At 69.3% G+C, this 22,291-nt stretch carries 20 protein-coding genes; 11 read left to right on the top strand and 9 right to left on the bottom strand.

Going from position 1 to position 22,291, the window contains the following annotated elements; genetic code table 11:
• Positions 1–88 precede the first annotated feature (88 nt).
• From E8A74_RS34945 to E8A74_RS34930, 4 genes are all read left to right on the top strand, one after another.
• The gene (locus E8A74_RS34945; RefSeq protein WP_136933413.1) at positions 89–805 is read left to right on the top strand and encodes a hypothetical protein; all 717 of its coding nucleotides are present in this window, start codon (positions 89–91) and stop codon (positions 803–805) included.
• A 195-nt stretch (positions 806–1,000) separates the two neighbouring features.
• Positions 1,001–1,810, top strand: a complete 810-nt coding sequence (locus tag E8A74_RS34940; protein ID WP_136933412.1) for a helix-turn-helix transcriptional regulator — start codon at positions 1,001–1,003, stop codon at positions 1,808–1,810.
• A gap of 89 nt (positions 1,811–1,899) precedes the next feature.
• The gene (locus E8A74_RS34935; RefSeq protein ID WP_136933411.1) at positions 1,900–2,925 is read left to right on the top strand and encodes a serine hydrolase domain-containing protein; all 1,026 of its coding nucleotides are present in this window, start codon (positions 1,900–1,902) and stop codon (positions 2,923–2,925) included.
• A gap of 114 nt (positions 2,926–3,039) precedes the next feature.
• Positions 3,040–3,732 carry a hypothetical protein gene (locus E8A74_RS34930; RefSeq protein ID WP_136933410.1) on the top strand — a complete coding sequence of 231 codons (693 nt, stop codon included), beginning with the start codon at positions 3,040–3,042 and terminating at the stop codon, positions 3,730–3,732.
• A gap of 10 nt (positions 3,733–3,742) precedes the next feature.
• Here the strand turns inward: E8A74_RS34930 and E8A74_RS53085 are convergent, their stop codons facing one another.
• On the bottom strand, positions 3,743–4,633 hold the full coding sequence (locus E8A74_RS53085) for an STAS domain-containing protein (RefSeq protein ID WP_170229596.1): 891 nt from the start codon (positions 4,631–4,633) through the stop codon (positions 3,743–3,745).
• 67 nt (positions 4,634–4,700) lie between these two features.
• Between E8A74_RS53085 and E8A74_RS53080 the strand changes: the two genes are divergently transcribed.
• Positions 4,701–5,972: a hypothetical protein gene (locus E8A74_RS53080; protein WP_170229595.1), complete on the top strand. Its 1,272-nt coding sequence runs from the start codon at positions 4,701–4,703 to the stop codon at positions 5,970–5,972.
• Between the two features lie 28 nt (positions 5,973–6,000).
• On the opposite strand, the gene E8A74_RS54210 is transcribed toward E8A74_RS53080, so the two are convergent.
• Both E8A74_RS54210 and E8A74_RS34910 read right to left on the bottom strand, forming a co-directional pair.
• Positions 6,001–7,551 carry a glycoside hydrolase family 30 protein gene (locus E8A74_RS54210; protein ID WP_136933407.1) on the bottom strand — a complete coding sequence of 517 codons (1,551 nt, stop codon included), beginning with the start codon at positions 7,549–7,551 and terminating at the stop codon, positions 6,001–6,003.
• 99 nt (positions 7,552–7,650) lie between these two features.
• Entirely contained in the window at positions 7,651–8,775 is a 1,125-nt protein-coding gene (locus E8A74_RS34910; RefSeq protein ID WP_170229594.1) for an aromatic ring-hydroxylating oxygenase subunit alpha, read from the bottom strand.
• Between the two features lie 186 nt (positions 8,776–8,961).
• Between E8A74_RS34910 and E8A74_RS53070 the strand changes: the two genes are divergently transcribed.
• Entirely contained in the window at positions 8,962–9,219 is a 258-nt protein-coding gene (locus E8A74_RS53070; RefSeq protein WP_170229593.1) for a hypothetical protein, read from the top strand.
• Between the two features lie 110 nt (positions 9,220–9,329).
• Positions 9,330–10,298: a YegS/Rv2252/BmrU family lipid kinase gene (locus E8A74_RS34905; protein WP_136933405.1), complete on the top strand. Its 969-nt coding sequence runs from the start codon at positions 9,330–9,332 to the stop codon at positions 10,296–10,298.
• Between the two features lie 321 nt (positions 10,299–10,619).
• On the opposite strand, the gene E8A74_RS34900 is transcribed toward E8A74_RS34905, so the two are convergent.
• From E8A74_RS34900 to E8A74_RS34885, 4 genes are all read right to left on the bottom strand, one after another.
• The gene (locus E8A74_RS34900; protein ID WP_170229592.1) at positions 10,620–12,593 is read right to left on the bottom strand and encodes a PAN domain-containing protein; all 1,974 of its coding nucleotides are present in this window, start codon (positions 12,591–12,593) and stop codon (positions 10,620–10,622) included.
• 87 nt (positions 12,594–12,680) lie between these two features.
• Positions 12,681–13,619 (bottom strand): tetratricopeptide repeat protein, encoded by a 939-nt coding sequence (locus tag E8A74_RS34895; protein ID WP_136933403.1) that lies wholly within the window; start codon positions 13,617–13,619, stop codon positions 12,681–12,683.
• A complete protein-coding gene (locus E8A74_RS34890; protein WP_136933402.1) occupies positions 13,616–14,236 on the bottom strand; it encodes an RNA polymerase sigma factor in 621 nt (206 codons plus the stop codon). Before E8A74_RS34890 ends, E8A74_RS34895 begins: the two co-directional genes overlap by 4 nt.
• Before the next feature lie 71 nt (positions 14,237–14,307).
• A complete protein-coding gene (locus E8A74_RS34885) occupies positions 14,308–15,510 on the bottom strand; it encodes a hypothetical protein (RefSeq protein WP_136933401.1) in 1,203 nt (400 codons plus the stop codon).
• Between the two features lie 845 nt (positions 15,511–16,355).
• On the opposite strand from E8A74_RS34885, the gene E8A74_RS34880 reads away from it, so the two are divergent.
• On the top strand, positions 16,356–17,279 hold the full coding sequence (locus E8A74_RS34880) for an MBL fold metallo-hydrolase (RefSeq protein WP_211365516.1): 924 nt from the start codon (positions 16,356–16,358) through the stop codon (positions 17,277–17,279).
• 109 nt (positions 17,280–17,388) lie between these two features.
• Here E8A74_RS34880 and E8A74_RS34875 read toward each other — a convergent pair whose 3' ends face one another.
• Both E8A74_RS34875 and E8A74_RS34870 read right to left on the bottom strand, forming a co-directional pair.
• The gene (locus E8A74_RS34875; protein ID WP_232379893.1) at positions 17,389–17,790 is read right to left on the bottom strand and encodes a response regulator; all 402 of its coding nucleotides are present in this window, start codon (positions 17,788–17,790) and stop codon (positions 17,389–17,391) included.
• Positions 17,791–17,826: 36 nt separating this feature from the next.
• On the bottom strand, positions 17,827–19,200 hold the full coding sequence (locus E8A74_RS34870; protein WP_136933400.1) for an MEDS domain-containing protein: 1,374 nt from the start codon (positions 19,198–19,200) through the stop codon (positions 17,827–17,829).
• Positions 19,201–19,716: 516 nt separating this feature from the next.
• On the opposite strand from E8A74_RS34870, the gene E8A74_RS34865 reads away from it, so the two are divergent.
• The 3 genes from E8A74_RS34865 to E8A74_RS34855 are packed head-to-tail and all read left to right on the top strand — an operon-like array spanning position 19,717 to position 22,289.
• Positions 19,717–20,451: a bestrophin-like domain gene (locus tag E8A74_RS34865; protein WP_136933399.1), complete on the top strand. Its 735-nt coding sequence runs from the start codon at positions 19,717–19,719 to the stop codon at positions 20,449–20,451.
• Positions 20,452–20,484: 33 nt separating this feature from the next.
• Complete coding sequence (locus E8A74_RS56115) at positions 20,485–20,868, top strand: DUF2252 family protein (RefSeq protein WP_136933455.1); 384 nt, start codon at positions 20,485–20,487, stop codon at positions 20,866–20,868.
• On the top strand, positions 20,865–22,289 hold the full coding sequence (locus E8A74_RS34855) for a M20 family metallopeptidase (protein WP_136933398.1): 1,425 nt from the start codon (positions 20,865–20,867) through the stop codon (positions 22,287–22,289). Before E8A74_RS56115 ends, E8A74_RS34855 begins: the two co-directional genes overlap by 4 nt.
• Positions 22,290–22,291: the final 2 nt, after the last annotated feature.

Genomic DNA, 22,291 nt, shown 5'->3' with positions numbered 1-22,291 from the left:
CCGTGCACGATTGTTGCAGGTTCAAGGAACCCTGACCGCTCCTGGCGCCTGGTTGCGCCATGCTGAGCCATCTCCGGAGAGGAAAACCATGTCTTTTCCCCGCAAGCAGAAGCCCCGCCGAAAGCCTTTTGTCGTCACCGTCGCCCAGGCCGCGACCGCCGTCGTGTTGTTGCCTGGGTGTATCACCACCGTCACGTCGAACCCGCCTCCCACCGAGTCCGAGAACCCGCCTCCTGTCGAGACGCCCGAGTGCCCCGCGACGCCGCCGGACACGAACACGCCGTGCACCGAGCCGCTCTCGTGCGAGTACAACAACGCATGCGTCGAGGTATATTATTGCGAAGAGGGGACATGGCACATGACGAGCGGGTGCAATCCGCCCCCCGTCGACCCATGCCCGCCCGAAGCGCCGGCGTCGGGAGCCCTTTGCAGCTACGTGACCACGTGCAGCTACACCGTCGATTACGGCTGCGGCCCGCAGGAGCAGACGGCCTCGTGTGATGGCGCGGTCTGGACCACCGAGGGCATATCGACCTGCAATCCTCCGCCCCCCGATGATTGCGTTTCCTACAAGAACGAGACGGAGTGCGCCGCGGACGCAGGATGCCGCTGGCTCGTCCCGGGCTGCGGGATGCCGGCCCTCCCGGAGGCGGGCTGCTTCGCCGTGACGAATTGCACCGGCGACTTCGATTGCCCCATCTCCGGCGGCACGTGCCAGGAGGTGAGCATCGATCCCTGCCACAACCAGCCCTGCGACGCCTGCAGCATGACCGTCTCGGTGTGCATGACGCCGGCCGCCCCCTGAACCTGCCTGTACGTCGCCCTCCCCGAAGCTGGCCCCGGAAGGACCCGAGCGGCTGCGTGATGCGGCCCGCGTCTTGAACGCCCACGTCGCCGCGGGTGGAAACGCCGTCGTGGCGATGCTGGGGGGGCGGGGCGATTGTGCTTGATGTTCCGCCCGTTTGGATTCAATACACGCCCGATATCGGATCCTGAAGTGGTGGCCCAGCCGACGCTGCAGCACGGTGAGTTCTTCGGTATGCGCGAGGTGCGCCGCGACGTCGCGGGCTTCTCGCTCTCGATCGCGACGGCGGATCCAGCGCGGCAGGTCGCGCGTCACACGCACGAGGATGCGCACTTCATCTTGCTGCTCGACGGCCATTATCTGTCGTCGGCGCGTGGTGCGGGGCACCTGCACGCGGAGCCCGCGCTGATCTACAACCCGCCAGGGACGACGCACGAGGACACGTTCCCGGAGCACTGCGGCCGGTTTGCGGGGGTGTCCGTGTCGGCGGCGCGGTTCGCGGAGGCGGCGGAGGTGGCGGCGCCGAGCGAGGCGGCGATCCGCATGTGGGAGCCGGGGGCCCTCGCGATCGCGCACCGGATCGCGGCGTCCGCAGCACAAGGGGGCGACACGCTGGCGCTCGAGGCGCTGTGCCTGGAGCTGGTCGGCGCGTTCAGCCGCGCACATGTGGTGGAGCGGCGGCCGCCGCGCTGGCTCGCGCGGGCGCGCGAGGTGCTGCACGATCGGTCGCGCGACGAGCTGACGATGGCGGAGGTCGCGGCGGCGGCGGGGGTGCACCCGGTCTACCTCGCGCGCATGTTCCGTCGGTTTTTTGGCTGCACGCCGGGCGAGTACGTGCGGCGCTGCCGGATCGAGCGCGCGGCGCAATTGGTGCGCACGACCGGGCGGCCTCTCGCGGAGATCGCGACGGCGTGCGGCTTCGTCGACCAGAGCCACATGACGCGCACGTTCGCGCGCACGTTCGCGACGAGCCCGGGCGCGTACCGCCGGCAGTACCGTGGCTAGGTGCGACGGCGCTGACGACCGTCCCGCTGGCGGAGCACGAGGTTTCGCGCGTACAAGATGCGGAGGGCGTGACATGACATGGCGAGGGCATGTGGATCTTGCTCATCGCCTTGTTTCTGTGGGGGTGTGGCGCCAGCCCGGCGCGTTACGACGGCATCGCCGGGGCGCTCGCGCGTGGCGACGCGCCGAAGACAACGAGCGTGCTCGTCACGCGCGGCGGTCAGGTGGAGTACGAGCGATACTTCGCCGGCGCGACGCCGGAGACGCTGCATGACACGCGCTCGGCGACGAAATCGTTGACCGCACTCGCGGTCGGGATCGCCATCGAGCGCCACGCGCTGCCGGGGCTCGACGCGCCGGCGTTCACGTACCTGGCGAACCTCGTGCCGTTCACGCATGACGAGCCGGGCAAGGCGGCGATTACGATCGAGGATCTGTTGACGATGTCGTCGGCGCTCGATTGCAACGACGACGACGAGGCATCGCCCGGCAATGAGGAGAAGATGTACCCGAAGCAGGTATGGGCGCGCTGGGCGGTCGACCTGCCGGTGCGCGCGGACTACCAGCGTGACGCGAGCGGGCGCGGGCCGTGGCACTACTGCACCGCGGGGGTGTTCCTGCTCGGCCAGATCGTCCAGCGCGCCGCGCACCAGCCGATCGACCGCTTCATGGCGGAGCACCTGTTCGCGCCGCTCGGGATCACGCGCTGGGAGTTCTCGAAATCGCCGACCGGCGAGATCATGACGGGCGGGGGGCTGCGGCTGCGCACGCGCGACCTCGCGGCGCTCGCGCGGCTCGTTCTTGCGCACGGCCGGGCGGGCGAGGCGCAGGTCGTGCCCGCGGCCTTCGTCGACGCGGCGGTGACGGTGCAACGCGAGGCGATGCCCGAGCAGCACTACGGCTACCTGTTCTGGACGCGCGCGTACCAGACGCCGTGCGGCGCGCAGACGGGCTGGTTCATGGGCGGCAACGGTGGCAACGCGGTGGTGATGTTCCCGGCGCTCGACGCGGCGGTCGTGGTGACCCGCACGAACTACAACATGCGCGGCATGCACCAGCAGACGACGCACCTGATCGAGGACGCGATCCTCCCGATGCTGGCGTGCGGGCGGTGAGCGGCATCCGCTCCCAAATCTTGCGCAGATCCATCCAGGCCGTGCACAAGGAGCTGGACTGCCAACCTCTTGCAGACCCCCGCCCCGCGCTCCCCTCAGGCGCCACGACCCCCCATGCATCCGCGTTCGAAAGCCCTCCTCGTTACGTTCCTCGGGCTCACCCCTTCCCTGCCCGGCTGCGCGCGCGACGCCGCTCCGCAGGGCGCGCCGCCCGCGTCACCCCCGCCGCCCGACGCTGCATCCGCGCCTTCGACCCCGACCGACCCCCCGAAGCCGCTCGATTGCGGATGGCTCCGCGAGACGGACAACTGCTGGCAGACGATGAAGCGCGAGATCCACGCCTGCCTCGGCCCTCTGCCGATCGGAGGCATGCTCGCGCGCGACGGCAAGACCTGCACGGCCCCGAACGCGGAGGTCTTGTTTCGACCCGAGGCGCCCAAAGGGAGCCCCTGGGTCCTCGACGTCGAGGTGCGCGTCGCGAACAAGACCTGCTTCCGTTATCACGACACGGGCCCCGAGACGGGGCCGTCGAAGCCGGACGCCCCCCGGCGACACGTCCTCGAAGGTCCGACCGGCGCCGCGATTTCATTCATGTCGGGCTTGCCCCTCACGCTCGTGTGCCCCGACGGCTCGACCTTCGCCGCGACCCCCGCGGACCTCGGCCTCGACGGATGCATCCAGGAGCGCGTCTGGGAAGGCGCGCTTCCGCTGGGCACAGGGAACTTCTCCCCCTCCTCGTCGCTGATCTGGTTGTCGCTCGATCCACGCTGGGGGCACGTCTTCGAGTGCGAGCGACCGACCGATTGAGCTTCCGGGGCTAGCTGCTCTGGCGCGTGAGCTTGACGGCTTGCGCGACGGCCGCTTGCAGGTTCCCGCAGGTGACGATGCCGGACAGGTCGGCGCCGATGGAGATCAGCGTGCGCGCCACCTCGGGTCCAATGCCGCTCAGGATCATGCGCGTGCCGAGCAGCCGCACGGCCTGCGCGGCGCGCAAAAGGGCGCTCGCCACCTGCTCGTTCACCGCGGTTACGCCCGTCACGTCGACGATCGCGACGCGCGCGCCGGTCTTGCTCACACCTGCGAGCAGGGTCGTGAGCACCCGCTCCGCGCGCTCGAAATCGATCACGCCGATGAGCGGCATCACCATGACGTCATCACGAATGGGAATGAGGGGCGTGGAGAGCTCGGCGAGCCGCGCGCGCAGGGTCTCTTCCGCGCGCAGCTTCTCGGTGACGTCGAGGATCTGCGAGATGAAATGGAGCGGCTCGCCGCGCCCGTCGCGCACCATGGAGACGTGCAGATCGGCGTGGATGACGCCGCCGTCCCTGCGGAAGTATCGCTTGCGCAGCTCGTAACGCGTGATCTCGCCCCGGAGCACGCTGCCGACGAGGTCGAGGTCGCTCTGCAGGTCCTGCGGATGCGTGAGGTCCTGGAAGCGCACCTTCACGAGTTCCTCGGGCGCGAAGCCAAAAAGCTCGCCGAGCGCGTGGTTGGCGCGAATGAAGGTGCCATCGAGCCCGACGAGGGCCATCCCGATGGGAGCGCCGTCGACCGTCAGCCGAAAGCGCTCCGCTTCGAGGCGCTGCCCATGCTCGGCCGCATCGAGCTTGTCTTCGAGCTCGGAGATACGCTGCTCCAGCGCGGCGCGCGTCGGATCGAACAAAAGATGGGTCTCGGCGTCCGAGACCGTGATCGCATGCCTATACATGCTCGTGCCCTCCCCTTGAGCAAGTGGCTCAGCATAGATCGGCGGTGAGGCGATACACAAGACTTCGATGACAGAAAAGGTGCGGGAGATCCCGCCACGCGAACGCGCGGGCGTGCCCCCGACGCTCGACGTTTCCCCCCTGGAACGATACAAGGATCCCGTGAAGCCCATCGCGTCGCTCCGTGGAACCGTGCAGCTCGCCCTCGCGATCGGGGGCCTCGCGGCAGCGTGCGGCGGGGGGACGCCGCCTCCCGTCGCGAAAGCGAGCGCCGCCGAGAAGAGCATTGCCTTTCGCCCGCGGCCCGGCGTCGAGGTCGTGGATTGCCCGCTCAAGAGCGGCGATTGTGCGAGCACGGGCCCCGAGGCGTGCGAGGCGGCCTGCGGCGATGGAGACATGGCGGCCTGCGTGGCGCTCGCGGAGTGGCACAAGAAGCCCCCGAACGAGGGGGGCAAGCCGGAGCGGGGCATGGAGCTCCTGCGCATGACGTGTGGAAAGGGGTTCGCCTGGGGTTGCCTCACGCTCGCCCAGCAAAAGGAGGCGACCACAGACGATCGCGCGCGGATCGAAGCCAGGCTCGCGGAAACCTGCGGGCGAGACCCGATGTGCGGGTGCTGGATGTATGGATCGGGGCTCTCGTTCGATCCGCGCACGGAGGTGCGGGGCATCGAGACGCTCGGCGAGGCGTGCGCGCGGGGAGCGCAGACCGCGTGCGACGAGCTCGAGATCCTCGTGGAGATTTGCGAGCGAGATCAGGCGCGCGGGGGGTTCTGCGGGCGACTGCGGGAAGCCCAGCGCCTCCGGCCGCCCGCTCCGCCGCCTCCGCAATGGTCCCAGGCGCCGCTTCCGGCCGCGCTCGCGGGCTGCTTCCGGGTGAGGGCGCCGGGAGGGCCACGCGAGCCGGAGGGATTTGGGGTGGGCACGCTGTATTGCTTCACGGAGGGCCAAGCCTTCATGAAGCCGGTCGGCGCACCCTGGGACGCATGGCCGGCGCGGTGGTCGTCGACGTCCGAGGGGATCGTCTTCAGAAACGAGGCGGCGCGCGAGATGATGGAGCTGCGGAAGGAGACCCCCGAGATCCTCCTCCAGCGTGGAGGGTTCTCGGCGTGGCTCGAGCGGCTCGCGGGGCCGGAGGCGGAGGCGGCGCTCGCAGAGACGGCCGCATTGCCAGCGCTGGAGGAGGCGTGCGCGCGGGCAAGCCGGTGCGTGAGCGCGCTCCCCTACGGCTACGACGGGTTGATGCCCGAGACGCTGCGCGAGTGCCTGGCGACGGAGAAAGGGGCGCGCGAGATGATCGAGGGGGAGCGCGGGAAAGAGGCGGCGGAGAAGGCTTGTCGGTGAGGATGCGAGCGGACGGGCGTGGCGGGGCCTATTGCGCGATGAAGATCTGCGGCGTGTCCGTGAGCGAGAGCAAAAGGCTCCCCCCCTCCGGCGCGAGATCCGTGGCCGCGCCGGTCTTGCCATGGTCCCACGCATACGCCTTGACCGGCCCGGAGGCGGCGAGCGAATACGTCGCGCTCGCCTCCTCGTTGGTGCCGCTCGTCTTCGCCCACAGGACGAAGGCCGCTTTCCCATTCGCGAGCTTGAACGCCGCGCCGCCGACCGCCTCCGGCAGCGCGAGCGCCTCCGTCGCGCCGGCGTCGAACGCGGCGCCCGCGAGGAGCTGCCCGTGCGTTCGATACGCGATGCCCGTATCCGTGATCTTTGCCTCGGCCGGCGCGCCGAGCTTCAGGACATCGTAATAGAGGCCCATGTAGTCGAAGGAGCTCGTGCTCGCGCCGAGCTCCGCGCTGTCGGTCAGGAGATACCAATCGATGCCGCTGATCCCCTCGGCCTGCGCGGTGGTCATCACCTTGAGGATGTAGTTCTTCGCGTAGTCCACCCCGCCCGGGCCTGCGCCGATGAGCTCGTGCGGCGCCCCGCTCTCCGTCACCACCCACGACTTGCCGCCGACCCCCGCGGCGTCGAGGACCTTCGCCAGCGTGTTCCTGGAATCGACGAGGCCCTTCACGCCGACGTCCGAGCTGCCCGGGCTGAAGACCGGATAATAATGAAAGCTGAGGACGTCGAAGTACGTCGCGCCCGTCTCGGGGTAGTCGGCGGAAACGGCGCCGCCCTCGGGGTTGTCCGTGTACCGGAGCACGGCCGAGAGGAAATTCGGGTACCCGATCCCGCCGAGCGCGATCTTCGCGTCCGGATCGGCCTTCTGCGCCGCCTCGCGCGACACGCGCAGCATGCGAACGTAATCGAAGATCGAGCCATGAAAGCGCGGCAGCTCGTCCTTCGTGGGCGGGTTCTTGTCCCAGTCGACCGTCACCTGCCAGTCGGCGACCCAATCAGGCTCGTTCCACACCTCCCACACCTTCACCCAGTCCTTGTACGTGCTCACCGTCTTGTACACATACGCGCCCCAGTAGTTCTCGGGGTTGATCTCGCCGTTCGCGAGGAACACGGGTTGATACAGGTTTTTCGGGATGTATTCGGCGACCTGCCAGTTCGGCGTGCCTGCGGGCGCCGTCGAATGCTCGGCCATGGGGGTCGTCAAGAAGGCGACGTGATTCGACATGCCGAGCGCCGCGTATTGCTTGATGTCCTCGACCTCGATCTCGTACCCCCACGTCTCCAAATGCTGCTCGGGGAGCGAGATCCGCTGGCTGTCCGCGCCGGCCTCGCGCGCGAGCTTCGCGAGCTCCGGGTCGCTCCAGGTGGGGTGGCGGTGGCCGGCGTTGATCCCATGCCGAAAAGGTCCGCCGAGCGCGCCGCCGCCGCCGGTGCCGGATCCGCCGCTCCCCGGGCCGCCGCCGTTCCCTGCACTCCCGCCTCCGCCGCCGGCCTCCCCCGCCGCAGAGCCGCTGTCGCCGCCGCCCCCCGAGCACGCAGCGGCGAGAACGAGAAGCGACGCGAAGATAAAATGGCTCATCGAACGCATGACACAGCCTCCGTCGTAAAAAGCTGCGCCACTCTATCATCCGCCGATAAACGTCAGGGGGACTTTTCGCCGTTCCACCCCTCGCGAAGCTCAACGAGACGTGGCGTCGAGGAGGGCGCGATCCAGGATCCGGTGAAACTTTCCAATCAGGTGCTCGCAGCGGCCGAACAGAAAGGAGCGATTCGCGCCGGAGGCGAGCGTGCTCTGGATCCGCTCTCCCATCGCGATGTCTTCCTCGATCGCGCTCCAGAAGATCGCCTCGTTCTTTTGCCAATACGCGCGCGCCTTCTCGGTCTGCGGGGGCTCCGGGATCAGCATGCCCGCGACGAGGGTGGTCCGATCGATCGCCGTCGGCCACATCGTCACCACCATGGCGTGATCGGGCTGCACCAGCACGATCGTGTTGGGGAACAGGCCGTAGAGCAGGTTCGCGTGCGTGCGGAGCCGGAACGTCGCGGGATCGTCGTCGCGCACGTCGACGATGCTCCGCTTGGGGAGCACCATCCGGAGGTCCGGCTCCACGAAATCGAAGACGCCGAGGTTGTCGAAAAAGTACGGCGCGATCGTCTTCTCGTGCGTGACCCGGAAATGGTACGTCTCCCAGGAGCCGTCCATCATCAGCTTCCAGTTCATGCGACGGCTCCGCTCGCTGGGAGCGTGGAGCACGTGGGTGGAGAGCTCCTCCAGGTCGTCGGCGAAGGGAAACACGCGCGTCGCCGGGCCCGGCGTGGGGCACGCGAAGATCAGGCCGAAGCGCTGCCACACCGGCAGCTCGATCAGGCCGCGTGGCTCGAGATCGACGCCGGCGAACTCCTGTCGATGCGGCACGCCTTCCAGGCGGCCCGACAGGTTGTAGGACCACCCGTGGTAGGGGCAGACCAGGCGCGGGGCGTGGCCACACGCGTCGGCGATCCGCGCCCCGCGATGGCGGCAGGCGTTCACGAACGCGCGAAGGACGCCGTCGTGATCACGCGTCACGACGAGAGGAACACCAGCGTGGTCATGCGTGAGGAAGTCGCCGGGCGCAGCGACCTGGGACGCGAAGCCGACAGCGACCGGGCGCGAGCGGAGGAGCGCGCGCTCTCGTTCGAGGATCGAAGGATCGAGATACCGATCGACGGGGAGCTCGAACGGCTCGCCGTCCGCGTCGCTCCGACGTCGATCGATGTGGTCGAGCGCCCGGCCCAAGAGCTCGATTTGGGTCTCTTGTCGCACCGGCCGGAGCCTATCACGATCCGGCCGCGGGTCGGGGACCTCGACGCCCGTCTCGCAATTTCGAGAATCCCATTGGCGAACGGGCGATCCCCGTGCCGGTCGGGCTCTGATAGACCGAGCCGAGCAGACGGAGCGAGAGCTCTCGCATTTCCTTGAACAGCCCCGGACAGGGATGAAGGTGCACCCATGAAACGACGGATCGCGATCGCCGCGCTGGCCCTTGCTGCTTGTTATGCCGAGGAAGACGTGGACCTCGACGTCGAGGACCCCACCCTCACGGAGCAGGCCGAGACGCTGCCGCCCTGCACCGCGGCCAACGAGGGCGCCACGCACATCATCACCACGAAGCCCGGCAGCACGACGGTCACCAGCACCTACGAGTGCCAGTCCGGCGCCTGGCAATTGATCCGGCGCTGCACCGGCGGCACCTGCATCGACTTCTGAGCCGCGCGCGGCTCTGCGCCGGGCGCGCCGCCAGGGCGCGGGCGCGGCAAACGAGCTGCCCCGGGGTGTACCGCTTTCCAAGGAGGGAGGAGAGGTGCTAAGCCGGGGCCATGAAAGCCTGCCTCATCTACAACGCCGCCGCCGGCAGCGCCGCCGATGACGTCTTCGACCGCGTGCACGCGATCCTCGCGCCCCGCTTCGAACTGAACGTCCTGCGGGCGAGCCCCGACCAGGACCCGGCGGCATGCGCGCGCGAGGCGCTCGACGCAGGCGCGGAGTTGTTGATCGCGGCAGGGGGCGACGGGACGGTCTCGTCCGTAGCGGGGGTGCTCGCAGGCAGCAAGGTGCCGCTCGGGATCCTGCCCTGTGGCACGTCGAATTCGCTGGCCGCGGCCCTCGGCATTCCAGGCGACCCGATCGCCGCATGCGACACGCTGCTCGCAGACCACCGCCGGGTCATCGATACCGCCCTCGTCGACCATCGCTGCATGGTGCTCCACGCCTCGGTCGGCCTCCACGCCGACACGGTGGCCGACACGTCGACGGAGGACAAACACCGCTGGGGCGTGCTCGCCTATGTCGCGACGGCAGTGCGCAAGCTCAGCACGCTCGCGCCGTTCGAGGTCGAGCTGGAGACCGACGAGCAAATCGTCCGGTGCCGCGCCGTGGCCGTCACCGTGGCGAACATGGCGCCGCTCCGCACGGTGCTCGCCCAGGGCCCCTCCGCGCTCGTCGGCGACGACGGCATGCTCGACGTGACAGTCGTCGCAGCCACCACGCTCAACGCGGCCGTGGCCACAGGCATCCACCTCTTTCTCACGGCCGCGCGCGGCGAGCCCGCGACACGCGACGAGGTCGGGTATTTCCCGTGCCGCCGCCTGCGCATCCTCGCCGACCCCGCGCAACACTTGCTCATCGACGGCGAAGCAGCAGGCACGACCCCCGTCGCCATCGAATGCAGGCCAGCAAGCCTCGTGGTCCTCGCGCCGCCTTCCGCCGAGCCCACGAAGGTCGGCCCCGAGATCAAGCTCCCGACGAGCCCAGAGGCAAAGGTCGAAATCGAAGCGTCGGAGGCGTGATCGCCTCGCTGGGGCTTTGCCCCAGGCCCCAGGAGGGGGCTGTCCGCCCCCTCCACCCCGGACCAGCCAGGGGCTGGACCCAAGCTCGATGAACTGCGCTCCGCGCAGTTCATCGAACAGGCCCGGTCAAGACCAGCAGCGGCGTTGCCCACCGAGACAGCCGCGCTGCGGGTTCGGCTGGCAACCCGGCTTCTTCGTCGGCCTGTTTGAAAAACTGCGCATCGCGCAGTTTTTCAACCCTGGGTCCAGCGCCTCGCTGGTCCGGGGTCGAGGGGGCGGACAGCCCCCCGCGGGGACCGGGGCGGCGCCCCGGCGCGGCGCTCAGTTCGGCTTGATGAGGCCCCGGTCGGTGACGCCGAGGGTCCAGGCTTTGGTGTACGAGTCTGCACCCGCCCAGCAGGTCTCCAACGCCTCCGTGTCCCCGTACTCGCAGTCGGTGTGCTCCCAGGTCTCCACACCGGTTTTCCACGTGGCCGCGGGCATGTTGCAGCTCGGCCCGGCCTGGGTTGGGTGGGTGCTCACGCCGTCGTCACCCCACATGAAGTTGCCCTGCCGGTCGTGGATCACCCAGGGCTCGTCGTTCGCGGCGAGGCTGACGAGGTTGGTCCATGTGTCGAGGTGAGCGCCGTTCGAGTTGTTGCGCCACTCTCCCCAGACAGGCCAGCAGACGTGGGCAGACCCACCCTGGTTGTAGAAACTCGCGTGCGACTTCTTTCCCACGTAGACGACCGGGTGGGTGCCGTCTTCGATGGCGACATGGCCGCGCGCCGGGAGCCGCGTGTAGTAGTAGCCGTGCATCCAGTAGGTGACGGCTGCGATTTGGCTCCGATCCTCGCTCAAGGTCACCATGATCTTCTCCCAGTCGCCGTTGTGGTCGCCGGACGCCCCGTCGCAGGTCGGCTGGTGGCCGTAGAAGAACCAGTATTGGATCCGCACCTGCCCGCTGCAGGTGGTGGCCTGGGTATACGTCGGGATATCGCCCGTGGACAGGGAGGCGATATTGGTGTTGTCGACCCGACCCGTCTGCGGCTTGGCGACGGCCGCGTCGTAGAACACCTGCGCGGACATGGGGTAATTGCCAGCGTCTCCATCGAAGCGCAGCCGCGGCGCGAACCTCTCCACCAGCGACTGCAAGGCCTCCTCGCGCGTGGCTGCGCTGATCTCGAAGCCGCTGTCCGACGGGATCCCGCTGCCCATGCTCGTGTTCCCGGTGCGGAGCCAGCAGTTCTGTTTGCCCAGGTTGAAGGTGCCGCCCGTGCAGGAGCTGTCGTTGAAACAGGCCTGATAACACGCCGCTGCGCTCGTCGTCGTGAACTCCCGGAGCGCGCCCGTTCCCCAGAAACCCCGGCCCGTGTGCATCAGCGATTGGTAGTACGCATCGCGCAGGCCCGACGACACCGTGAACGCGGCGTCCGACGAGATCCCGCTGCCGACCGTCGCGCTCCCCGTGCGGAGCCAACAATTCGCCTTGGCCGCGTTGTAGGTACCGCCCGAGCACGACGCGTCTTCGAGGCAGGGGGTATAACACTCCGCCGCGTTCTTCACGGGGAACTCCCGGAGCGCGCCCGTCCCCCAGAACGATTGGTTCGGTAGCATCGTGGGCGCCGGGCCGGAACTCCGACAGCACAGGATCGAGTGCGGCGCGCCGGTCGTGGGAGAGACGCTGACGCCGGCCACGTGCTCGTCAATCGCGCACTCCCCCTTGTACCCGCCGACATCCCAATCCCCGCTCGCCGTACTGCCGCGGGTATCGGCGGCGTCGAAGACCCGCGCGGTGCAGGCCGTGTCCTCGTTGAAGCCCACGCCCTGGGCGCATTGAATCCCGTGGAACTTGTTGCCCCCGTCGCAATACGACGCGTCCTCGCTGACGCCGCTCACGTACTCGCCGAGACCACACTCGAGTTTGTGGAACCAGGGCGCCCAGTCGCCGAGCCGCGATGCCCGGCGCCGATCCGCGCCCGCGAGCAGCGTCGCCTTCACGTTCCCCGTGAATTTCGCGGCGTCCCCCTCCTTGCAGAGCGCGGACCGACCCTGGTGATCACTCGGCGACACGCTGATGCCACTCACCACCTCGCCGACGGCGCACGAGGCTTTGCCGTGGCAGTTGGCCCAGTCCGTGGTGCTGCCGCGCATCGTCGACGTGTCCCGGAACGGAGCCGCGAAGGATTGAAGCGCAAGCGCGCCTTGTCCGACCTCCTCGCCGTCCTCCGCGCCCGGCTCCGCCGCGCCACACGCGGCGAGCGACGAACCGAGCACCAATGCAAAGATCCCCTGCGTCGTGAACTTGTTCATCATGACCATGCCTTTCGGGTCCTTTGGCTGCCCTCGTGCCTGGCCGGTGGAAGAGCGGGTGAAAAGAAAAGCGAAGGGACGGTCGATTTTCTAGCGACGCTCGCGCAGCCGGGTCGCGTAGACGCTGTCGCCGTGGCGGGCGAGGAAATCGTCAATCGCGGCCTGCGCCTCCCCGGCGCGCCCGAGCTGCTGGAGCGCCTGGATGCGACCATAGCGGGCCTCGATCCCGAGCGCGCCGCCCCCGCTCGAAAGGTAACGATCGAAATAACCGAGCGCCGAGGCCGCGCTCCCGCCCGAGAGCGAGAGGCGGCCGAGGGACACCAGCGCGGCGCGCGCCTCGGTGCTCCCGGGGTAACGCGCGAGCAGCGCTTGATAGGTCGATATCGCCTCCTCCGCGCGGCCCGCAGCGAGCGCGGCCTGCGCATCGCCAAGCAGCTCGTCGGCGCTCTTCGCGGGCGCCTCGCTCGGCTTGGGAGGCGGACGCGGCGCGACCACCTCGACGGGCTTCGGCGGCGCGACCACCTCAACGGGCATCGGCGGCGCGACCCCCTCGACGGGCTTCGGCGGCGCGCCCGTGAGCGCGGGCGAAGGCGGCCCCGCGTCGAGGCCCTCGATCGGGCGCTCCGGCCCCCTGAAACGTGTGTTCGCCACCGTGGCCGCGAAGGCGCCCAGCGCCGCCGCGAACGCGAACCCGGCGACCAGGCCCGCGACCCTGCGCCTCGTCCTCGGCCGCGTACGCCACGCCGAAAAGGGCTGCGCGGACGGCGGCGCCGGGGCGCGCTCGCCCTCGATCTCCCCGAGGACCCGCGCGGCGATCTCGCCGTCGTCGAGCTCTCCGGCCTCCCCGCGTGGCGCGCCGAGCCGGGCGATCTCCGCCCAGAGCGCCGCTTCCTCGGCGAGCTGCGGATCGGCCTCTTCCTGCTGGCGAAGGAACGCTGCGTCCTCGGGCGTGATCACCTCCCCGCGCCCCGAGGCCGCGACGAGGGCGACCCAACGCTCCTCGTCCGAGGCAAGCTTCACCGGCTTCATGCGGACCTCCTACGGCCGACGGCGATGTCTTGTCGGACCTGCTTGCGCAGCGCCTCGATCCCGAGGCGCAGCCGGCTCTTCACGGTGTCACGACTCACTTCCGTCATCTCGGCGATCTCGTCCACCGTGTGCTCCAGCGCGACGTGGAGGAGGATCACCTCGGCTTGGGCCTCGGGCAGCTCGTCCAGGTACTCGCGCACGTGGCGCGGGAGGGCCTCGGCGGGGCGGCCGGGCGAGGAAGCGGGCACGTCGTCGGCGGCAGACTCGTCCCCCGCGATCAAGGCCTCGCGCTGCCGCCGCGCGCGGACGTACTTCAGCGCGGTCCGCACGGCGATGCGCCGCCCCCAGGTCGCGAGGCTGGCCTCGCCCCGGTAGGACGCGGCGCTCCGCAGGATCGCGAGCAACGCGAGCTGGGCGACGTCGTCCGCGTCGGCGGAGCTCTTCAGGAAGACCCGCGTGATCCGCCGGACGCTCGGGAGCAGCTCCATCACGAGCCACGCCTGGGCCGCGGGCTCGCCCGCCCCGGCGCGGCGAGCCCGATCGAGATCCAGGGGCGAGGCCACGACCGCGGCCTCGTCAGGGCCGGGGCGTGGCCGCCCGAGGACACGCGCGCTCATGAGGCTCGACTTTCCACCCACAGGCACGGGCGCATGGTTCCGCGCGCCCCCGGGAGCGGGTCATTTTTTTTTCACCTCCCCGCCCGGGCAGGACGCGGGATCGTGGACTCGATCAGATCCACCTGGAGGTCGAGCCCGCCGAGGAAACGCGCCGGGGCGGTCTGGAGGTCGACCTTGGGCTGGTTCGTCATGGAGAGCCGGTTCAGCGGCACGTCCACGCCGGCCCAGGCGCCGATGCGGAGCCGATCGACGATGCGGAAGCCGAGGCCCACGGTGGGGGCGAGGCTCACGAGCGCGTCGACCGTGTGCCGCAGCGGGGTCGCCGGCGTCTCGACAGAGGGAGCGGGGTGCGGGGTGCGGAGGACGATGTCGATCGTGCTGCGCGCGCCCAGATCGACATCCCAGCGATCGCCGCCGAAGTGGAAGCGATATCCGCCGCTCAGGACGATGGGATGCCGGGACAGGTCGACGTCGAACCCCGCTTGCTCGACGTGTTCTTCGAAGAGCACCTCATACCCCAGGCCAACCCGCGCGTCCGGCGCGGGCGCCCACCACGCGGAGAGGGCGATGGCGTTCTGCCAGGAGGCCTCGCGCGCGAAGGTGCCGCCCGTGTACCCCGCGGCGAGGAGCAAGCTCCGCCAGCGCGGGCCCGCGGGGCCCTCCGGAGGCGCCGGTGCGAGCGCGGGCGCGACCTCCGGCGCGGCCGGGGGCGGCGCAGGGGGCGGTTCGGGCGGTGGAAGCGGGGCGGGGGCGGCCGCTTCGACGCCGGGCGCAGGGGGCGACGCGTCGTCGGCGCTCTCCAGCGAGGCCATCGTGACGACGTGCCCCTCGATGACCAGCTCCGCCGCGGCCGACCCGGCGATGTTCGCGAGCGCCTCCAGCGCCGCGGACGTCTGGCCGGTGGGCGCGGGGACGTCGCGGCGAAACACGCGCCCCCCTTCCTTTTCGAGGAGGTAGAGGACGAACGCGCCCTGCGGACCGATCCCCGCCCACAGCACCCCCTTCGCGCCCTCGTCGCCCGCGACCACGCGTGCGTCCGGGATGCGTTCGCCCGCGTCGGGGGAGCTTACAGGGCGCTCGACCCGCTTCAACGTCACGCCCGCGGAGCGGACATGCGCGGCGATGAGCGCCGCGGCCCGCTCTTCGAGCGGCGAACTCCCGCCTTTCGCGACGAGCAACACGAGCACGGGCCGCGCCGCCGCGTCCTCGACCTTGGGGTCCGCGCGCCTCGGCTCCTCCCCGAAGGCGAGGCCTGTCGTCAGCGTGAGCGCCACTCCTAGCAGCGAGGGTCCGACAGGGCGGAGCGCGCGGCTCCCGCGCGCACCCCGGCAGGTAGGACGGAAAGATAACATGGCGCACCATCGAACACTCCCCAGGCCGTGTCCAGCCCGCGGCCCGATCTGCGCGCGGGTCGCGAAGGAACGAGTCGACCTCGTGGACGATTCTCTCCGATCCCAGCGGAGAGCGGGAGGTTCCGCTTGGGGGCCTGCCCGAACACCCTGCGGACCGGCTCCCCTTCCCTTTGGGGCCTCCCCAAAGACCCTTCCGAGCGCGGGGACCTGACCTTGGGGCCTCCCCATGACCGTTCCCGCGTGTGAGGACCTGGCTTTGGGGCCTCCCCAAAGACCCTCCCGGCCGCCCGGACCTGGCTTTGGGGCCTCCCCATGACCGTTCCCGAGCGCGGGGACCTGACCTTGGGGCTTCCCCAAAGACCTTCCCGGCCGCCCGGACCTGCCTTTGGGGCCTCCCCATGACCGTTCCCGCGTGCGGGGACCTGCCTTTGGGGCCTCCCCATGACCGTTCCCGGTCGCCCGGACCTGTCTTGGGGGCCATCCCGCTCCATTTTGGAGCACCCAGCGATCCGTTTTGGAGCACCTCGCCGCTCCATGGCAGCGCACCGGCCTGCCGCTTTGAGCGGGGGCGGGAGCGGGAGCGGTCCACCAGCGCGGACCTCGCCTGCGATCCTTTTTTTCAACGACCCGTCACGAAACGGTGGGCTGCCCGGTCCTGGCCGCAACGCCAGTGGCAAGAGGGCCACGGGCAGGCCGTGCCCGGCTCGGCCGACAAGCCATATGGCATCGACAAGGCCGGTCTCGACGGAACTCTCGAGGAGACAGACATGAACGCAAACATGAGCGTCGACAACACCCCCCACCGCGGGAAACCAGCGTCCGACGAATTGGTTCCGTCGCGCTACGCGTTGCGGATCGGCGAGATCGACGTGCTGGTGATCAGCGATGGCGTGCTGCCACTGCCCTTCGCGACGATGGCCACCAATGTCGAGCCGGCCGTGCGCACGGCCTGGCTGGACAACCTGTTCCTGCCGGACAAGTTCGATTGGGCGTTGAACGTGATCGTGGTGCGCAGCGGCGGCCGCACCATCCTCGTCGACTCCGGGTTGGGGAAGGAGTTCTCGGGTTTCCCGCGGGCCGGGCAGTTGGCCCTGCGACTGGAGGCCGCCGGCATCGATCTCGCCGACCTGACCGACGTGGTGCTGACCCACCTGCACATGGACCATATTGGCGGGCTGCTCGGCGACGGGATACGAGAGCGGCTGCGTCCGGACCTGCGAATCCACGTGGCGGCCGCCGAGGTCAACTTCTGGGCGGCGCCCGATTTCTCCCGCACCACCATGCCGTCGCCGATACCGGACGTGCTTCGGGCGACCGCGCAGCGGTTCCTGAAGGAGTACCACAGCCTGCTGCGGCCGTTCGAGGAGGAGCACGAGGTGGCAGCAGGGGTGGTCGTCAGGCGAACCGGCGGTCACACCCCTGGGCATAGCGTGGTCCGCCTGGCGTCCGGCGGCGAGCGGCTGACGTTCGCAGGCGACGCCGTGTTCCCGGTCTCCTTCGAGCACCCCGAATGGCACAATGGCTTCGAACACGACCCCGAGGCGTCGGTCAACGTCCGGATCCGGCTTTTCCGCGAGCTTTCGGCGACCCGCGAACTGCTGGTGGCCACGCACCTATCGTTCCCGTCCGTCGGTCGGGTGGCGGTCGATGGCGACGCCTTTCGCTTTGTACCAGCCTCCTGGGACTACTGAGCGCTTGTTGGCTTAGGGCCGAACACGGGCGCAGCGCTTTCAAGGCCGCGCCCGTGTAGAGATGGTCGGCGCATAGGCGCAGCGGAGGCGGCCCGTCCCACGAGCCGAGTCAACAATACTCCTCGAGGAATGCGAGCAGCGCGTCGACGTCGACCGGCTTGCTCAAGAACCCGGTCGGGCAGAGCGCGCGGACGCGATTGCTGTTCGCTCCGGCCGTCAGGACGACGACGGGAATCCTCGAAAACGCCGGATGCTGGCGTTGCTCCGCGAGGAACCCGTAGCCATCCATGATGGGCATCATCATGTCGAGCAAAATGACGCAGGGCGCCTCGTGCTCCGCGAGATACGAGAGCGCCGCGCGCCCATGACAAGCCGTCACCACGTGATACCCCTCGTCCACGAGGAGCGTCTCCAGGGCCTCGAGCACCCCCGGATCGTCATCGACGACGAGGATCGTGCCGAGACGACACCCGTCGGCCTCCGACATGGCATTCTGTTGATCGTCGATCACGCAATCCTCCTCGACGGCGGGCGGCGGCCCTTCGGGTCATTCCGATTGCACCGGAACGCGCGGCAGCGTGACGCGGAAGGTCGTCCCTGCCCCAGGCTCGCTCTGGAGGTCGAGCGAGCCACGGAACGCGTCCACGATCTTGCGCACGATCCAAAGCCCGAGGCCGAACCCGCCGCGGTGGTGCTCCGGCGGGGAGAGCTGGACGAATCGATCGAAGATCCGGCCCTGATCCTGCGGCGGGATCCCGGGGCCATGGTCGCGCACCGACATGACGGCATGCCCGTCCTTCTCGGTCACGGTGACTTCGATCGGCGCTCCAGGCGCATACTTGATTGCATTCGAGAGGATGTTCACCAGCACCTGCTCGACCCGCAGCCGGTCCCATAGGCCCGTGATCGGCGCGTCGGCGCGCAGCGAGAGCTTGCAGCCTGCCTTGTCCAGGTTCTCGGAGAAACGCTCGGCGGTCATTCGTGCGACGTCGGAGAGGTCCACCTCCTCGGGCGTGAGCGCGAGCTGACCGGACAAGGCGCGAGAGAAGTCGAGGAGATAATTCACGAGCTTCTCCAGCCTGCCGCACTCCGCCTTGGCCTTCGTCAGCCGCTCGGCGAGCTGCCCTGCCGAGCATGTCCCTTTCGCGCCGGCCCGCAGCAAGCTCTCGATGTAGAGCTGCAGCGAGGTGAGCGGTGTCTTCAGCTCGTGGGAGGCGACCGAGATGAAGTCTTCTCGCATGCGCAGCGCCTCCTCGAGCTCCGCCGTTCGCTGGCGGACGCGCTCCTCGAGCTCCTCGTTGAGCTGGCGAAGCTCCTCCTTGGCGATCTTGAGCGACGAGCTCTCGATGAGCTCCCATTGGTTGGCGCGTCGGGTGAGCGCGAACTGATGGCTCCGCACGACGTCGATGACGCTGTCGGAGTTGCATCGGCCGAGGGAGTAGGCGCAGAGGCCGACGATCCGGTGCCCCCGAAACGCCCCGGTCAGCCTCGCCTCGTAGTCGGCGAAGCTCTTCCAGTCGCATACCTCGAGAAAGGACGTGTTCCCGCTCGCCCGCAGCCCCGAATAGCCCTTCTGGAGCGCGATGGCCTGCCGCTCGATCCACATCTGGTGGAGGGTCTCGGTTTTGAGCCCCCCGGTCTTCAGATACCAGTCCTGATAATCGATGATCTCGAGCTGACCGCTGCGCTCGAGCGCGTCGATGTTGGGCACGGCTGCCCTGAACAGGTCGCGCGCCTGGTGGGCGCGGAGTGGATCGGCCGTGACCCAGACACATTGCGCGTTCCCGCGGATCCCCGCGAGGAAATACGGAACGAGCGCGTCGGCGAGATCCCGCTGAGAATCGTAGAACTGGCAAAAATGCGAGCCCCAAGGGAGAAGACCGACTGCCGGGATACCGCTGTCAACGTCCGCTGCTACCATGATCCATTCGTACTCCCCATGCGTTGTGGCGATGCGCGAAAGAGGAGGCAAGCGATGGCCGCGCAATTTTCATTCCGATGCTGGCGCTCGTGCTCGGCGTCAACCCACGACCTTCCGAGCCGACGCTCCCGAGGCAATGAGGTCGGGCGGCAAGGGCACGCAGCCACAACGTGAGTTCACCCGATCCCTCGTCGACGAGGCCCCGGAGGAGGTCCGGGCTCGGCGGCGAGGCAGGGAGCGGGAGCGGGGGCGGAAGCGGAGGCGGTACGCACGGAACGCGGGAAAGGCTCTCGATTCTCCGGGCCTGACGAACTCGACGAATCGACGATGGCTTGGTTGACCTCCCCCCGGGATCGCGACCATGGAGGCAATGCCGCCGGGCTGCCGGCCTCACGCCGACCGCCCACGCCGGCCAGCGCCGCGACAACCTTTCGCGACGGACAAACGCCGTGATGGAGGCGAGGTGCGCCCATGCTCATGGCTTCATTGCTGAATGGATTTCCGCTCTGGATGCTCTTGGGGGTCACCATCGTGGTCCTCCTGATCGCCGCCGAGGGCGGTTATCGGCTGGGACGGTACCGGCTGCGCAGCCCCGAGCAGGAGCAGGGGGCGCACGTGCTCGCCCTGGTCACCACCACGATGGGCTTGCTGGCGCTCGTCCTGGCATTCACGTTTGGCTTCGCGGCATCCCGCTTCGAGGCCAGGAAACAGATGGTCGTCGACGAGGCCAACGCCATCGAGACGACCTACCTGCGCGCCGGCCTGCTCCCCGGCGACCACGGCGCGAAGGTCCGCGGACGGCTGCGTGAATACGTGGCGGTGCGCCTGGAGGCGGTGAAGCTCGGCAACGCCGACCACGCAGTGCAGCGCTCGGTGGAGCTGCACCGGGAGCTGTGGAAGGAGGCGGAGGCCGCCGGACGAGAGCAGCCCGCCTCGGCCCTCGTGCAGATCTTCATCGAATCGCTGAACAAGATGATCGGGCTCCACGCGATTCGCGTCAAGGTGGCCGTCCGGAGCGGCATGCCCGAAGCCATCTGGGCGGCGCTCTACTTGGTCGCGGTCCTGAACCTGATGGCCGTCGGATATCACGCCGGTCTGGTCAAGACGCCCCGGTCCCCCGCGGTCGCGACGCTGGTCATCGGCCTCTCGGTCCTCCTGATGTTGACCGCCGACCTCGACCGCTCGCAGGAAGGGGCCCTCCGGGTGAGCCAACAGGCGATGATCGATTTGCAACACCTGATGGGCGATTGAGCGGCGCTCGCCGAGGGAGGGAGCGACGACGACCTGCGCCAGCTCCGCGACTGGAAGTTCTCGGTGGACGTCGCCGCGCTGGATCGGGTCACCTTGACGACGTACGGCAGTCTCTGCGGCTGGCCCCTCGCACGCGCCCACGCGCGCTCGGGCGACCTACCTCGGAACGGGCCACGTCGCGTACACGTCGCCGGCTCGAGACCCCCCTCCAGGGTCTTGCCACCGGCTCGCTGGAAGAACTGCGCATCGCGCAGTTCTTCCACCCCGGTCCAGGCCGTGCCTGGTCCGGGTCGAGGGGCGGACAGCCCCCGCGGGGACCGGGGCAGCGCCCCGGCGCGACGGCCGACGATGAGCACCTGGCTTCACCTGGCCCCCCCTTCGGCGTTAAGGTCCCGCCCAAGGAACGACCCCGCATGACCACCAAGCTCGACAAGTCCCACGCCGAAGCCTTCTCCGAGCGCATCTGGGAGCAGGAGATCCTCCCCGCCCTCACCGACTACATCCGCATCCCCTGCAAATCCCCCTCGTTCGACCGTGCCTGGCGCGAGAACGGTCACATGGAGCGGGCCGTCGCCCTCATCGAGCAGTGGTGCCGCGCGCAGCCCGTCCCGGGCCTCCAGGTCGAGGTCGTGCGCCTCGAAGGCCGCACGCCCGTCATCTTCATGGAGATCCCCGGCAAGGGCGACGACACCGTCCTGCTCTACGGGCACCTCGACAAGCAGCCCGAGATGACCGGCTGGGCCGAGGGCAAAGGCCCCTGGGAACCCGTGCGCGAAGGCGACAAGCTCTACGGCCGCGGCGGCGCGGACGACGGCTACTCGGCCTTCGCCTCCGTCGCCGCCCTCCGCCTGCTCGCCGAGCAAGGCCTCCCGCATGCGCGTTGCGTCGTCCTGATCGAGGCGTGCGAGGAGAGCGGCAGCTTCGACCTGCCCGCGTACATCGACGCGCTCGCCCCCCGCATCGGCAAGCCGAGCCTGGTCGTTTGCCTCGACTCCGGCTGCGGCAACTACGATCAGCTCTGGACCACGACCTCGCTGCGGGGCCTCGTGCAAGGCACGCTCGAAGTCCGCATCCTGCGCGAGGGCGTGCACTCGGGATCGGCGAGCGGCGTCGCGGCGTCGAGCTTCCGCATCCTCCGCCAGCTCCTCTCACGCGTGGAGGACGAGCGCACCGGGCGAATCCTGCTCGACGAGCTCTTCGCGGTCGTCCCCGAGCAGCGCATCGCCCAGGCCGAGGCCGCAGCCGCCGTGCTCGGCGACGCGGTCTACACGGAGATGCCGTGGGCCGCAGGCGCGCGGCCGATGGCCGACGACAACAAGCAGCTCCTGCTGAACCGGACGTGGCGCCCGGCGCTCAGCGTCACAGGCGTGGACGGGATCCCGCCGATCGCGAGCGCAGGCAACGTGCTCAGGCCCTTCACGAAGGTCAAACTCTCGATGCGGATCCCGCCGCGCGTGAACCCGCGGCGCGCAGCCGACGCGCTGAAGCGCGCCCTCGAAGCGAATCCGCCCTACGGGGCCGACGTGACGTTCACGCTCTCGGAGCCCTCGGAGGGCTGGGACGCGCCGCCGCTCGCGCCATGGCTCGACGAGGCGATGCAGCGCGCGAGCCAAGCATTCTTCGGCCAGCCCGCGATGGCCTTCGGCGAGGGCGGGACCATCCCGTTCATGGCCATGCTCGGCGAGAAGTTCCCCGAGGCCCAGTACCTCATCACGGGCGTGCTCGGCCCGCAGTCGAACGCACACGGCCCGAACGAGTTCTTGCACATCCGTTGTGGCAAGAAGCTCACGGCGTGCGTCGCCAGCGTCATCGCGGATCATTTCACCCGCGGCGCGTGAAG

The organism is Polyangium fumosum (assembly GCF_005144585.1).
Taxonomy (GTDB): domain Bacteria; phylum Myxococcota_A; class Polyangia; order Polyangiales; family Polyangiaceae; genus Polyangium; species Polyangium fumosum.
This window is presented reverse-complemented; position numbering and strand designations above follow the sequence as displayed.